This is a genomic window from Diaminobutyricibacter sp. McL0608 (genome assembly GCF_039613825.1).
Lineage (GTDB): Bacteria > Actinomycetota > Actinomycetes > Actinomycetales > Microbacteriaceae > Diaminobutyricibacter.
Genome location: NZ_CP154826.1, coordinates 1,399,602 through 1,413,871, shown reverse-complemented (window position 1 = coordinate 1,413,871; position 14,270 = coordinate 1,399,602). Strand labels below are relative to the sequence as shown.

Below are 14,270 nucleotides of genomic sequence, written 5' to 3'. Positions count from 1 at the left end.
CGGATTTTTCACGCGGCGTCAGGCGATGCGGCTGCCTTTCGAGAGCCGCCGCGCGGGGGTGCGGGTGCGAGCCCAGGCGCCGGCCAGCAGACCCGCAGCGAGCAGGATGTGGATGCCGAGACCGACGAACCACGACGGAACAGAAGAGTCGTAGACCTCCTTCGACGTCGGTCCGCTGGTGGTGTCGTGGTTGCCGTTGGCCTCGGCCTTCACCTGCGCACAGTAGTCATCGACCACGGTGAGCGGCGGAGCGTGCTGTGCGGAGCGCACCCCCGTGGCGATGATGCTGAAGAGGTCGGCCGGGGAGCCGGCGCTCGTGAACGACCCGGGTGTCGCGTCGGCGACCACGACATACGGGTTCGAGGCGAGCATCCACCAGTAGTAGTCGTAGCGCGGCACCGGGTACGTGTAGGTCGTCGGCGGATCGCATTGGATCTGCGACGGGTCCGTGGTCGACGGATCGCCGGACGAGGCCGAGACGTTGGTCTGCGTGACGGTGACGTCGCTGCGCGTGACCAACGTCAGGAGTCCGAAGGAGATCAGCGACCCCGCGCAGAGCGCCGCGATCGTGAGGTAGCTGACCACGACCGAGAACAGCGGCCGGGAAAGCAGCCCGGACAGGCCGACGCCGATCGCCGCGAAGACGCCGAGTTCGGCGACCAGGATCAGCGCCGACGTGACGATGGTGACCGGGCTCAGCCCGCCAAGGGTCACGGCCACGATGATGAACGGCAGGCTCACCACCAGGAACGCCAGCGCGCTCACCCAGGCGGCGAGGAACTTGCCCACCACCAGCTGACCCGTCGTGATGAGCGTGACCTGTGTCGTCGCCAGCGTGCCGGTGTCGCGGTCGCCGTTGATCGCGCTCCCGCTCAGTGCGGGCGTCATCAGTGTGCTGAGCAGCAGGACGATGTACATGATCACGGAGTAGAGCGGGCCACCAGAATCCGCGCCGGGGGTGCTCACCGTGAACCACGTGAAGAGCCCGGTCACGGCGAGAAGCACGACCGCGAAGATGCCGATGAGCACATACCAGGCGGCCCCTCGCACGCGCTGGCGGAGTTCGAGGCCGACGATCAGCCACAGTCCGGGAAGGAACCTTCTCATCGCAGCTCCCCTTCGAGATTCGGGCGGTTGAGATCGAGGAACGTGTGCTCCAGCTCGCCGACCGCAGGCGAGAAGCTGCTGACCTCGACTCCCGACGAGACGAGCGCGCGGAGCAGAGCGGCAGCATCCGCTTCGCCCGCGACGGTCACGAGCGTGCCGAGGTTGTCGACCTGAACGCGATCGCCCGTGACGCCGAGTGCTGCGAGCGCGGTGGGCACGGAATCCCGGTCGAGTCCACGGATGCGCCACTGGCGCTGGGCCGCGGTCGCGCGTGCCACCGTCTCGGCCGACGCCGTCTGCCCTGCCGTCAGGTACACCGCGCTGTCGGCCATCTCCTCCAGCTCGGCGAGCACATGACTCGAGACGAGGATCGCCACACCGTCGCCCGCGAGCCTCCGGATCAGCTCCCTGAGGTCGGCCCGCGCCGCCGGGTCCAGACCCGACGCCGGTTCGTCGAGGATGAGCACCGACGGCCAGTGCACCAGAGAGCGTGCGAGGCTGAGCCGCTGCTTCTGGCCACGGGAGAGGACGCGGGTCGGCGAATCGGCGAGCGCACCCAGGCCCACGAGTTCGACCAGGTCGTTGGCGCGACGGGTCGCCGTTTCCGCGTCGATCCCGTACATACGTGCGGTGGTGCGGATGGTCGACAGCACGGTGAGGGTCGGCCACGAACCGAGGGTGTCCGGCATCCAACCCATGACCGCGCGCACGGCGGCCGGGTCGGTCACCGGATCGAACCCGCCCACGCGCACGAAACCGGTGGTCGGCTGCAGCAGGCTGGCCAGGATGAGCATGACCGTCGTCTTGCCCGCACCGTTCGGCCCGACCAGCGCGGTGACGGACCCCGGGGGCACCTCGAAGGTCGCATCCCGCACCACCGGTACCCCGTCGAACGCTCTCGACAGACCGTTCACGATGATGCCCCGATGCGGCGTATCCCCCGCTGTGGACGCGTGTTCGCTCACGTGCGCTCCCCCTCCCGAAGTCGACACGAGCGACTGTAGCAGTCGGCTGCAACGCTCAGGCCTAACATGAGCGCATGATTCACACGCGCCTGTATCGCAACGGCGTCGTCGAGCTCGAGGACTTCCCGCTCGCCGATGTCTCCGACCACATCGAGGACGAGACAGCGACCGTCTGGGTCGATTTCACGAACCCGACCAGGAAGGACCTGGCAGCGCTCGAGGAGGAGCTCGGCCTGCACCGGCTCGCCGTAGAGGACGCCATCAACGACTTCGAGCGCCCGAAACTCGACCGTTACGACACGCACCTCTTCCTCGCCGCCTATGCCGTCCATCTCGACGAGAAGACCGGGATCCTCACGAACCAGTCGATCAAGGCGTTCATCACGCCACGTGCGCTGGTGACCGTGCACAAGAAGTCGTTCGACATCGCCGCGGTCGTCGAACGCTGGGACAAAGAGCCCGACCTCGCAGTGCACGGCGTCACCTTCCTGCTGTGGGGCCTGCTCGACACCGTCGTCGACGGGCACTTCGACACCGTGCAGGAACTCGACGCGCAGATCGAAGGGCTCGAGGATTCGTTGTTCGACCCGAAACCGAAGTCGACGGAACTGCAGCGCCGCTCGTTCGAGCTCCGCAAGAGCCTCGTGCTGCTCCGGCGCGTCATCCTGCCGATGCGCGAGGTGGTCAACACCCTGATGCGCCGGGACCTCGAAGCGATCGACACGAGCATGGGGCCGTACTTCCAGGACGTCTACGACCACGTCCTGCGGGCGACGGAGTGGACGGAGTCCCTGCGCGACCTGGTGAACACCGTGCTCGAGACCAACATCAGCCTGCAGGGCAACCGGATGAACCTCATCATGAAGAAGGTGACGAGCTGGGCTGCGATCATCGCCGTGCCGACGGCCATCACCGGCTTCTACGGCCAGAACCTGCCATATCCCGGGTTCGCAACCCAGTGGGGTTTCATCTTCTCGAGCGCGCTGATCGTCGTCGGCTCGGTCGCTCTCTACTTCGCCTTCAAGCGCAACGACTGGCTCTGACCGTTCCGACCCGGGAAGCTAGCGGCGTGCCGCCCAGGCCTCACGAGCGTCCGCGAGCATCCCCAGGAGGGTTGCGATCGTCTCCGGGTCGGCGACGCGGAACCGCGCGGCGGTGTCGCCCTCGCCGACCTTGATGCCGACGTCGCCCGGCTTCAGAACGGCGAACCCGTCTTCATCTGTCACGTCGTCGCCGGCGAAGAGCACCGCTGTCGCATCCACGTGGTCACGAAGCCGCGCGATGCCGTCTCCCTTGTTCGCACCGCGGACGGAGAACTCGAGGATGTCCTTGCCGTCGCGGACGGTCAGGTCACCGCCGACCCGTGCGGCGGCGTCGTAGGCCGCGGCGTTGGTGCGGGCGGCGACCTCCTCGTCGAGGTTGCGTGTGTGGACGCCGAACCCGACAGGCTTCACCTCGAGACGCGTACCGGGAGTCGCGTCGACAATGGCGCCGAGCAGCTCGCCGAGCCGCGCGAGCGTCGCATTCTCGTCGTCGGTGAGATCCAGCGAGGCGCCGTCGCGACCGAACCGCAACTCGACGCCGTGCGAGCCGATGAGCAGTGCATCCGCATCCGCCTCGGTGACCTCTTCGAGGCTTGCGAGGGGTCGGCCGGAGACGAAGGCGACCCACGTCGCAGGCAGGCGTTCGAGCCGGTCGAGAGCGGCCTTCGCCTGCGGGAGCGCCCTGGCGCTTCGCGGCTTGTCGACGAATGGCGCGAGTGTTCCGTCGAAATCGAGGGCGAGGAGGAGCCGGTCTGCGCCGGCAGCCAGCTTCAGCGCTTCGGCGAGCGCCAGTGCCGACTCTGCGCGGCTGGGTGGAGCGGTGTTCGTCATCGTCTTCAGTTCATCCTCGGTTGGTCGGCGGATTCTGCAGCGGGTGGTCTCCGTGCGCGCTGCGGGTCAGTGCATCGAGGAACGACGCGGACCAGCGCGCGACATCATTCGTGATCACTCGTTTGCGCAGCGCGCGCATGCGACGGGCACGCTCGCGCCTCGGCATCGCGATCGCCGACATCATCGTCTCTTTGAGGCCTTCGATGTCGTGCGGATTGATCAGCAGCGCCTGGCGAAGCTCATCACTTGCGCCGGCGAACTCGCTGAGCACGAGCACGCCGTCTTCGTCGACACGGCTGGCGACGTACTCCTTGGCGACCAGGTTCATGCCGTCGCGGAGCGCGGTGACGAGCATCACGTCGGCCGCGAGGTACAGCGCCACCATCTCTTCGCGGGGATACCCGTGGTGCAGGTAGGAGATCGCCGTGTGGCTGATGCTGCTGTAGTCGCCGTTGATGCGGCCGACCGTGAGCTCGATCTCGTCGCGCAGCAACCGGTACGTCTCCACCCGTTCGCGGCTGGGGCTCGCCACCTGCACCAGCGTGACGTCGTCGACCGCGATCTGGCCTTCGGCCAGCAATTCGCCGAACGCCTTCAGGCGGTGACCGATGCCCTTCGTGTAGTCGAGACGGTCGACACCGAGCATGATCGTGGTCGGGTTGCCGAGGTCTTCGCGGATCTGGCGGGCGCGCTCCTGGATCTCGGGACGATTCGCCAGGTCCTGGTACTTCTGGGTGTCGATCGAGATCGGGAACTGCCGGGCGAGCACCGTTCGCACGAGCCCACCGTGCCGGTTCGTGGTCACGTGGCGGTGCGACCCGGAGGACGGATCGTCCGACACGATCGGCACCTCGATGATCGGTCCGCGCGTCTCGAAACCCTTGAGCCGGCGCACCGCGCGAGAGAAGTTGCCCGCATCCGCCAGGCGCTGGAACCCGATCACGTCCGCGCCGAGCAGTCCGTCGATGATCTGGCGGCGCCACGGCAGCTGCGAATAGATGCCGTACGGAGGAAAGGGGATGTGGTTGAAGAATCCGATCACCAGGTCGGGTCGTGCCTCGCGCAGCATCGCGGGCACCAGCTGGAGCTGGTAGTCGTGGACCCACACGACAGCACCGGGTGCGGATGCGCGGGCCGCCGCATCCGCGAACCGCCGGTTCACGCGCAGGTACGCATCCCACCACTCACGATGGAAGCTCGGGGGCGCGATGACGTCGTGGTAGAGCGGCCACAGGGTGTCGTTGGAGAAGCCCTCGTAATACTCCTCGATCTCCTGCTCGCTCAGCGGAACGGGCAGGATGCTGATCCCGTCGGCCTCGAACGGGTCGATCTGCTCGTCGGCGACACCGGCCCAGCCGATCCAGACACCGTCCTCCTGCCGCATCACCGGCTCGAGGGCTGCGACGAGCCCGCCGGGCGAAGGCCGCCACGAGGCCGACCCGTCGTCACCGGTCACACGGTCGACGGGAAGTCGGTTCGAGACGATGACCAGGTCGTACGTCGGGTCTGCGCGGCTGTCGTCGTCGTGGCCGTTGTGAGCTGAGATGGTGAGTCCTGTCCGTCGTCGTCCGCCGGGTTACGCACTCCTTTCAGGCTACCAGCGTGGCCGGGATGACGGCCCTCCGCGGTTCCCCTGCGGTTCCGGCGACGGTCATCCGCCGTTCAGGTGCGCTGGCTACACTCGCCGTGATGCTACGAATCGGCATGAGCACGTCCTGCGTGTATCCGTTATCGACGGAGCACGGATTCCGCTTCGCGCGTCTCGCCGGTTACGACGGTGTCGAAGTGATGGTCACGAACGACGAGACCACGCAGTATCCCAGTTCCCTCCTCGCACTGTCCGCCAAATACGACATGCCCATCATGTCGATCCACGCACCGGTGCTGCTTCTCACCCACTTCGTCTGGGGTCGCGACCCCATGGTGAAGCTCGAACGCTCGGCCGACCTGGCGCGATCCGTCGGCGCCTCCACCGTGGTAGTGCATCCGCCCTTCCGCTGGCAGGCTGGATACGCGGACAACTTCCTCCAGATCGTGCGCGAGACGCAGCAGCACTACGGGGTCGAGATCGCGGTCGAGAACATGTTCCCGTGGAAGGTCGCGGGCCGGAGCCTCAAGGCGTACTCGCCGGGCTGGGATCCGCGCAAGATGGACTGCGACGCGGTGACGCTCGACTTCTCGCATGCGGCACTCAGCGGACAGGACGGGTTCGAGCTCGCACGCGACTTCGGTGAGCGCCTGCGTCATGTCCACTTGTGCGACGGCTCGGGGTCGCTCGACGATGGACGCGTCTTCGACGAGCACCTGCTGCCCGGCTACGGGAGCCAGCCGGTCGCGGAGGTCCTCGAACTCCTCGGGACCGAGGGCTGGACGGGCAACGTCGTCGCGGAGGTCAACACGCGCAAGGCACGGACCGAGCAGGAGCGCCTCGAGATGCTCGTCGAGACCCTCGATTTCGCCCGTCTGCATGCGACAGTGCCCCGACGGCCCCGTTTCTCTCCGTCGCGACGCGCACTTGCGGCACGCATGCCCGGTTCGCGCTGAACCGCGTCAGTCGGAGGGGCAGTCGGCGCGTCAGTGAGGCTGGTCGGTGACGGCTGGTCAATGCCGTCCGGTCAGGGCTGTCTCGAAGGTGCGCGCGTACTCACGGTAACCGGCCGCCGTCGGGTGGTAAGCCGCGAAACCCTTCGTGTTGACCCACGGCTTCGCACTACCCACGCCGTGACCCGTGAAGCTCACCGGCACGTACCAGATCTTCACGCCCCGCTCCTGCTGGCGGGTGACGGCGGACTCGGCGTCGGCGTTGAGTGCCGCCGTCGCCGTGTTCACGGCGGCCGTCGTCGCGAACTCCGGATTGCTGGTCGCCGGCAGCTCGAACAGCAGCGGATAGCCGGTCACGACGATGCGGGCGTTCGGTGCGGCCTCGGCGATCGCCTGGTAGGTCGTCGCGAGCCGGTCGGTCAGCTGCCCGATCGCGTCGACCGCTGCGGCGAAGTCGCTCTTGCAGTCGGCGGTCGCACCCGAATCGCACGCCGTCGCCAGCGCAGCGACTCCGAGATCGTTTCCCCCGATGCTGACGCTGACCAGGTCCACATCGCCGTTCAACGCCCACAACTGCTTGTTCACCAGGTCGTCCGTGGTGGCTCCGCTGCACGAAGCATTGTGCAGCAGGCGAACCCCTGTGTCGCCCGCGAAGACCGCGGGATAGCTCGACAACACACTTCGCGCGCAGCCGCCGTGCTCATCCCCGGCTCCCATGCCTGCGGCGAACGAGTCTCCGAGCGCGACATACCGCGTGTCGCCTGTCAGTTGCAGGGGCGGCATGTTCTCCGCCTTCGGAATCGGCGTCGCAACCGGGCTCTTCACTGCGATCGCGCGTCCGTCGCCGGGTGGGGTCACCGGTGCTGTCGAAGCCCCTACCGCCCACGCGCCTGCGGCGAGCGCGAGCACGCCCACCACGGCTGCCGTGGTGATCAGGAGAGTACGTCGACGCATCCGATCGACGCTACCCGCCGGAGAGAGCGTCGGCAAAACTCCTCAGCTATTTCGCGGGAATCTTCTCGGTCAGTGCCAGCACGACGGCGGGCATGCTCTCCGACACCCGCTCAGACAACGGCCGCTGGTCACCGGCGAGAATGGCGTTCTGCTCAGCGCTCGCGCAGAGCTCTGCGATGATCCGGACTGCTTCGAGGGGGTCGATCACGAAACGTCGCGAGACCGAGCCGAGCGCACCGACCACGATGGCCGTCAGTTCGACGAAGAAGCGGTTCTGGAAGTCGAGGTACGAGCGCGCGACCTCCGGATCGCGCAACGCCAGCAGCATGAACTCCCCCTGGACCAGGCACCAGCGTCGATCGTCGGACTGAAGTTCGAGCACTTTCGCGATGACGCTCCCGACCAGCTCATCCCGAATGCCGTCTCCCTGCTCCGCGAACGGACCGAGGTATTCGCTCACGCCCACCTGGAGCTGCTCGATCCTGAGTGCGTTCTCACGTTCCATCAGCGCGAAGAACAGCTCCTCCTTGGTCGAGAAGTTGGAGTAGAACGCGCCGCGCGTGAAGCCCGCCGCCTCGGTGATCATCTCGACGGACGACGCGTGCACGCCGTTCTCGGCGAAGATCTCGAAAGCGGCGTCGAGCAGCCTCGCACGCGTCTTCTGGCGTCGGGCCGACTCGGTCGGTGCATCGTCGATCAGTGCTGAGGAGTCCAAGCTGAAACCTTCCTGAATCGGTTTTGAATACATCAGTGTATTCGATACATTCGAGTATCGGATACGTCGCTGTATCGAAATTCACACTACTTCCTGCGTAGGAGAACGCGTGTCCTCTCTGCTTTATTCGATCGGCCGCTGGGCGTTCCGCAGCCGAAAGCTCGTGGTCTCCCTCTGGCTCGTCCTTCTCGTCGCCCTCGGCGGCGGCGCGATACTGCTCAACCAGGGCACCGACAACTCGTTCAGCATTCCCGGCACAGAATCGCAGCGGGCGCTCGACACGCTCAGCCACAACTTCCCGCAGGTCAGCGGCACGTCGGCCCAGGTGGTCGTCGTCGCACCCGAGGGCAGCACAGTCCGAGCCGACGACATCACGGCTCCCGTCACCGACGCCGTGAAGTCGATCGGCGAGATCGACGGTGTCGCCGGCGTCACCTCGCCGTACAGCGAACAGGTGAAGAACACGATCTCCTCCGACGGCTCCGCGGCCGTCATCACCGTTCAGCTCACCGGCCAGCAGAGCACCGTCAGCGCCGACACGAAGAGCGCGGTCAAAGCCGCCGGAGCCGACCTCCAGTCGGCGCTTCCCGCGGGCGCCCAGGTCGCCGTCGGCGGGCAGGTCTTCTCCCAGAGCCTGCCCACCATCAGCGCGACGGAACTCATCGGCGTCGGTGTCGCACTCGTGGTGCTGATCCTCACCTTCGGCTCGTTCATCGCCGCCGGAATGCCCCTGCTCACCGCTCTCCTCGGCGTCCTGCTGTCCGTCTCGCTGATCTTCATCGCGACCCTCTTCGGGCCGATCTCGTCGACGACTCCCCTGCTCGCCCTGATGCTGGGCCTTGCGGTCGGGATCGACTATTCGCTGTTCATCATTTCGCGACATCAGAGCCAGCTGAAGATGGGCGTCGACCCCGAGGAATCGACCGCCAGGGCCGTTGCGACGGCAGGATCGGCGGTGCTCTTCGCCGGCATCACCGTCATCATCGCGCTGGTCGGACTGTCTGTCGCGGGCATCCCCTTCCTGACGACAATGGGTATCGCCGCTTCGGTCGCCGTGGCGATCGCCGTGCTGATCTCGCTCACCCTCACGCCGGCGCTCGTCGGCTTCGCCGGCAAACGGATCACGCCCGGATACCGGGCCACCCGGCGACGCGAGCGTGCAGCTGCTCGCGCTGCCACGGCTTCGCCCGACACTGCAGCGCCCGCGACGGTGGATGCGGCACCCGCGGCACCCGCAGCATCCGCGCAGGGCACCTCGCTCGCGCACGCCGCCAAGGCCGACATCCCACCCGGATTCTTCCGCGGCTGGGTTCGAGCGGTCACGCGGTACCCGATCGTGACGATAGTGGCCGTCGTCGTCGCACTCGGAATCGCCGCCATCCCTGCGGCCCAGCTGCGACTCGCCCTGCCCGACGCAGGCTCGCACGCCGCAGGCGACCCCGCCCGCGTGACCTACGATCTCGTCTCCGAGCACTTCGGACCCGGCTACAACGGCCCCCTCATCGTCACCGGCTCGATCGTGTCGAGCACCGACCCGGTGGGCCTGATGACGAAGATCGGCGACGAGATCGCCGCCATGCCCGGTGTCGCGGCCGTGCCTGTCGCCACCCCGAACCAAACGGCGGACACCGGCATCATCCAGGTCATCCCGACGACCGCACCCGACTCGCCGGCGACTGCCCAGCTTGTCGCGGATATCCGGGCGAAACACCAGCATTTCCTCGACACTTATCACGTCGACCTCGCCGTGACCGGTGCGACGGCCGTGCAGATCGACGTGTCCGACCGCCTCGGCGGTGCGCTCCTCCCGTTCGGAATCCTCGTCGTCGGCCTGTCGCTCGTGCTCCTGACGATGGTGTTCCGGTCGATCGCGGTACCGATCAAGGCTGCGCTCGGCTACCTGCTCTCCGTGGGCGCGGCCTTCGGCGCGGTCGCCGCCGTGTTCGGATGGGGATGGTTCGGCAACGTACTCAACGTCGCCAAAGAAGGCCCTGTCATCAGCTTCATGCCGATCATCCTGATGGGTGTCCTGTTCGGCCTCGCGATGGACTACGAGGTCTTCCTGGTCAGCAGGATCCGCGAAGACTACGTCCACGGCGGCGACGCGCGCCGCGCGGTCGAGAGCGGCTTCGTCGGGTCCGCGAAGGTCGTCACGGCCGCCGCGATCATCATGATCTCGGTCTTCGCCGCGTTCGTACCCGAAGGCGACACCTCGATCAAACCCATCGCGCTGGGCCTGGCGGTCGGTGTCTTCGTCGACGCCTTCATCGTTCGGATGACGCTGGTGCCCGCCGTGCTCAAGCTCCTCGGAGACAAAGCGTGGTGGATGCCGCGCTGGCTCGACAGAGTGCTCCCCTCGTTCGACATCGAGGGAGACGGCCTGCAGAAAGAGATCGAACTCGCCGACTGGCCCGAACCCGGTTCGACCGCACTCGCCGCAGCCGAAGGGCTCCGTCTCTCCCGCCGCGACGAGCCCGTCTATTCGGGTGTCTCGTTCCGCGTGGACGACGGCGACGTCCTGGTCGTAGGCGGAGGTCACCACTCCGGCAAGTCGGCTCTGCTCCTCACCATCGCGGGTCGCATGGCCTCCGACAGCGGCAAGCTCAAAGTCGCCGGTTTCGCCCTTCCGACGAGACGCTCCGCAGTGCGTTCGCGCGTCGCGGTCGCACGGCTCGCCGTCAGCACGACCCCGGTTGACGATGTCCGCCAGGCACTCCAGGGCGCCCCGCAACTCCTCGCCATCGATGACATCGACCGCGTGGACGACCCGGCCGACCGTCGAGGCCTCCGCTTCGAGCTGAGCGATGCATTCTCGCGCGCCCGCATCGAGGGCCGGCCGTTCGCCCTCGTCGTCAGCGCAGCCGATCTCAGCGCCGTCGACGACGTCCTGCCGACCGACTCGGACACCGAGTCCATCACGCTCGATCGTTCCAGCGGCGACCTGGACGGGGCGCACAGCGCGGGCCACGGTGCAGGCCGGACCGATGCGCCCCGCCATACCGCCGACCGCATCCCACAGAAAGCGAACGCCTGACCATGTCGTTCTTCACCATCGAACGCGCCCGCAGCAGCAAGCGGGTCACCTGGCTCACCGTGGTCGGCATCCTGCTCGTCCCCCTGGCGATCGGCGGTCTGCTCGTCTGGGCGCTGTGGAACCCCACCGAGCGTCTCGGCGACGTGAAGGCGGCTGTCGTCAACCTCGACCAGCCGGTGAAGATGAGCGGCCAGCTCGTTCCGCTCGGCCGCGAGCTCTCCGCAGGACTCGTCGACAGCACGAACACGGAGAACTACAGCTGGGTCCTCACCGACCAGAAGGATGCGGCGGCAGGGCTCGCGAACGGAAGTTACGTCACCGTCGTCACCATCCCGAAAGGCTTCTCGAAGGCCGCGACCTCGTACGCGCGCGCGGCAGGCGACGCCCGCCAGGCGACGATCGACGTGCAGACCAGCACGAAATCGAAACTGGTGGACTCCGCGATCAGCCAGGCCGTGACCACCACCGCCACGTCCGTGCTCAACAAGCAGCTCACCGCGACCTATCTCGAGAACGTGTACGTCGGGTTCAACACGGTCCACGACCAGCTGTCCAAGGCGGCGGATGGTGCGGGCTCGCTCGCATCCGGTGTCTCGACCCTCGCGAGCGGTACACATTCGCTCGCATCCGCATCCGCCTCGCTCGCCGGCGGTGTCTCGACCATGAGCGCGGGCCTCCAGAACCTGTCCGGTGCGACTTCCGGGCTCGCCGGCGGGCTGGTGCAACTCCAGGCGAACACCTCCCGGCTCCCTGCGCAGGCGTCGCAGCTCGCCACCAGTACGCAGGGCATCGCCGACGGCACGAAGAAGCTCGGGGCCTCGCTCACCGACCTTGCGCAGATGTGCGCCGCGCACGGCGGAGACGCTCTCTTGTGCGGCAGCCTCGACAGCGTAGCCGCTTCGGTCAACACGGGATCGGCCGGCACACCCGGCCTGGCTCCGTCGGCCCAGAAGGTCGCTGACGGCGCTCACGCGTTCGCCGGCGGGATGCCCGCGCTCAGCTCCGGAATCGCGCAGAGCGCATCCGGTGCGTCGCAGCTCGCCAGTGGTGTCTCGCAGACGGCATCCGGAGCCGACTCGCTCGCGAGCGGCGCCGTCAAGCTCAGCGACGGCGTCACAGCGCTCGCGGGCGGTGCCGACAAGACCAGTGCGGGGGCCGCATCCCTCGCCACCGGTCTCACCACCGCGGCGTCGAAGATGCCGACCTACTCGTCGAGCGACCGGACCAATCTCGCGACCGTCGTCGCGCAACCCGTGGCGTCGAAGTCCGGGACCGGTGACCTGTTCGGCACCTCGAGCATCCCCCTCTTCGCAGTCGTCGCCCTGTGGCTGGGAGCCCTTGCGACCTTCCTCGTCCTCCAGGCGGTGTCGGCTCGCGCCCTGCTGACGACGCGGTCCTCCACGCGGATCGCGCTGGGCGGTTTTCTGCCGGCTGCCGGGATCGGAATCGTCCAGGGACTCCTGGTCGCCGGGATCATGCAGATCGCGCTCCAGCTCGATGTCGGTCAGTGGTTCGCCTTCGCTGGTGTCGCCGCCCTCACCGGGATCGCCTTCGCCGCGATCAACCAGGGCCTCACCGCCCTGCTCGGCGGGATCGGCCGTTTCATCTCGATGCTCGTCGTCGTCATCACGCTCGCCTCCGGGATCATCTCGACCGTGCCCGGCTTCTTCGACGCCTCGGTCACGTGGCTTCCCACGTCCGCCGCGATCACTGCCATGCAGGGCGTCATCGACGGCACCTCGGGAGCCTGGCGCGGTGTCGGAGCGCTCGTCCTCTGGGGGGTGCTCGGTCTCGGGATGGCCGTGGCCGCGGTCGCGCGCAGACGGACCGTGCGGGTGACCCAGCTCGCCGCACTCGACCAGGTCTAGACGCGGCCGGCCCGAGCCCGCGGTCGACCTAGACGGTCAGGGCGAGGGCGAGGGTCGCCAGCACGACCGTCAGCGGCGCCACCACCAGGCCGAGCACAATGTAACGACCCCAGCGGATCTGAACATCGAGTGTGGAGAGCCGCTGATGCCACAGCAGGGTGGCCAGCGACGCCCACGGCGTGATCAGCGGCCCGGCGTTGACGCCGATCAGTAACGCGACCAGACGGACCGGCGACCCGGCCACCGGCTCGAGTACGAGGTACGCGGGAAGATTGTCGAGGACGTTCGCCGCGAGCATCCCCGTGACCGAGACCCGGAGCAGCTCGAGGGGGGACTCACCGCTGCCGGACACCGTGGTCAGTGCAGCGCTCAGGCCGACGGACTGCAGCACTCCGATGAACAGGAACAATCCTGACGCGAGCGTGACCAGCTGCCACGGCAGGATCGAGAACCGGATCGCCGACCGTCGACGGACCAGGAAGACCGCCAGCAGGATCACCGCCCCCGCCGACGCCGGAATCCAGACGGGGATACCCGACACCAGCGCGGGGATGAGCGCGGCGACCACCGCCGCGGAGACCCAGAACAACACCGCGTCCTCGATCGGTTCCCGCGCATCCGGTTGATAGGTCTGGAACAGGAAGCGACGGGTCACCACGAACACGACGACGGTCGGCACCAGTATCGCGACGATCGCGGGCGCGGCGGTCAGGGCAGCGAACTCGATCGGTGACGGGTTGCCCATCGCGTGCTGCGCAAGCAGATTCGTCAGGTTCGACACGGGCAGCAGAAGCGACGCGGTGTTCGCCAGCCACACCGTCGTCAGCGCGAACGGGAGCGGACTCAGGCCGACGTGGCGCGCAAGAACCACCACGACCGGGGTGAGCAGCACAGCCGTCGTGTCCAGCGACAGAAAGATCGTGCTCGCGGTCGCGAAGGCGACGGCTAGAAGCCAGAGGAGCCAGGCCCGCCCGCGCCCCCATCGCGCAGCCTGCTCCGCGAGAGCACGAAAGAGGCCGGCACGCGCTGCCAGCTCGGTGACGACGGTGATCGCGATGACGAACAGCAGGATGGGCCACACCCGAGCCCAGAGCACCGCGACCTCGCTCACGGGGACGATACCGAACACGATCGCGTCGATCCCGAGGAAGAGCAGGACTCCACCGACGATCGCTGTTGCCACCGGGCCTCCCGCACGCGCGCTCCAGCAGA

General features: G+C 67.5%; 11 protein-coding genes. 4 read left to right on the top strand and 7 right to left on the bottom strand.

All coding sequences use genetic code 11. The annotated features are described in order from the left end of the window. Positions 1–18: 18 nt before the first annotated feature. The gene (locus AAYO93_RS06580) at positions 19–1,107 is read right to left on the bottom strand and encodes an ABC transporter permease (RefSeq protein WP_345764198.1); all 1,089 of its coding nucleotides are present in this window, start codon (positions 1,105–1,107) and stop codon (positions 19–21) included. Beyond that, positions 1,104–2,072, bottom strand: coding sequence for an ABC transporter ATP-binding protein (locus AAYO93_RS06575; RefSeq protein ID WP_345764197.1), 969 nt, complete (start codon positions 2,070–2,072; stop codon positions 1,104–1,106). Before AAYO93_RS06575 ends, AAYO93_RS06580 begins: the two co-directional genes overlap by 4 nt. Positions 2,073–2,146: 74 nt before the next feature. Here AAYO93_RS06575 and AAYO93_RS06570 point away from each other — a divergent pair, with 74 nt between their 5' ends. Continuing rightward, entirely contained in the window at positions 2,147–3,115 is a 969-nt protein-coding gene (locus tag AAYO93_RS06570) for a magnesium transporter CorA family protein (protein WP_345764196.1), read from the top strand. Between the two features lie 18 nt (positions 3,116–3,133). On the opposite strand, the gene otsB is transcribed toward AAYO93_RS06570, so the two are convergent. Then, positions 3,134–3,946 carry a trehalose-phosphatase gene (gene otsB / locus AAYO93_RS06565; RefSeq protein ID WP_345764195.1) on the bottom strand — a complete coding sequence of 271 codons (813 nt, stop codon included), beginning with the start codon at positions 3,944–3,946 and terminating at the stop codon, positions 3,134–3,136. Between the two features lie 10 nt (positions 3,947–3,956). Next, positions 3,957–5,438: an alpha,alpha-trehalose-phosphate synthase (UDP-forming) gene (gene otsA, locus AAYO93_RS06560; protein WP_345764831.1), complete on the bottom strand. Its 1,482-nt coding sequence runs from the start codon at positions 5,436–5,438 to the stop codon at positions 3,957–3,959. Between the two features lie 197 nt (positions 5,439–5,635). On the opposite strand from otsA, the gene AAYO93_RS06555 reads away from it, so the two are divergent. Beyond that, a complete protein-coding gene (locus AAYO93_RS06555) occupies positions 5,636–6,490 on the top strand; it encodes a sugar phosphate isomerase/epimerase family protein (protein ID WP_345764194.1) in 855 nt (284 codons plus the stop codon). A 57-nt stretch (positions 6,491–6,547) separates the two neighbouring features. Here AAYO93_RS06555 and AAYO93_RS06550 read toward each other — a convergent pair whose 3' ends face one another. Next, positions 6,548–7,441, bottom strand: coding sequence for an SGNH/GDSL hydrolase family protein (locus AAYO93_RS06550; protein WP_345764193.1), 894 nt, complete (start codon positions 7,439–7,441; stop codon positions 6,548–6,550). A 46-nt stretch (positions 7,442–7,487) separates the two neighbouring features. Next, positions 7,488–8,156, bottom strand: a complete 669-nt coding sequence (locus AAYO93_RS06545; protein ID WP_345764192.1) for a TetR/AcrR family transcriptional regulator — start codon at positions 8,154–8,156, stop codon at positions 7,488–7,490. A gap of 109 nt (positions 8,157–8,265) precedes the next feature. Here AAYO93_RS06545 and AAYO93_RS06540 point away from each other — a divergent pair, with 109 nt between their 5' ends. Together AAYO93_RS06540 and AAYO93_RS06535 are read left to right on the top strand one after the other, a co-directional pair. Beyond that, entirely contained in the window at positions 8,266–11,190 is a 2,925-nt protein-coding gene (locus AAYO93_RS06540) for an efflux RND transporter permease subunit (protein WP_345764191.1), read from the top strand. A 2-nt stretch (positions 11,191–11,192) separates the two neighbouring features. Further along, a complete protein-coding gene (locus tag AAYO93_RS06535; protein ID WP_345764190.1) occupies positions 11,193–13,058 on the top strand; it encodes a YhgE/Pip domain-containing protein in 1,866 nt (621 codons plus the stop codon). A gap of 28 nt (positions 13,059–13,086) precedes the next feature. Here the strand turns inward: AAYO93_RS06535 and AAYO93_RS06530 are convergent, their stop codons facing one another. Continuing rightward, a complete protein-coding gene (locus tag AAYO93_RS06530) occupies positions 13,087–14,241 on the bottom strand; it encodes an SLC13 family permease (protein WP_345764189.1) in 1,155 nt (384 codons plus the stop codon). Positions 14,242–14,270: the final 29 nt, after the last annotated feature.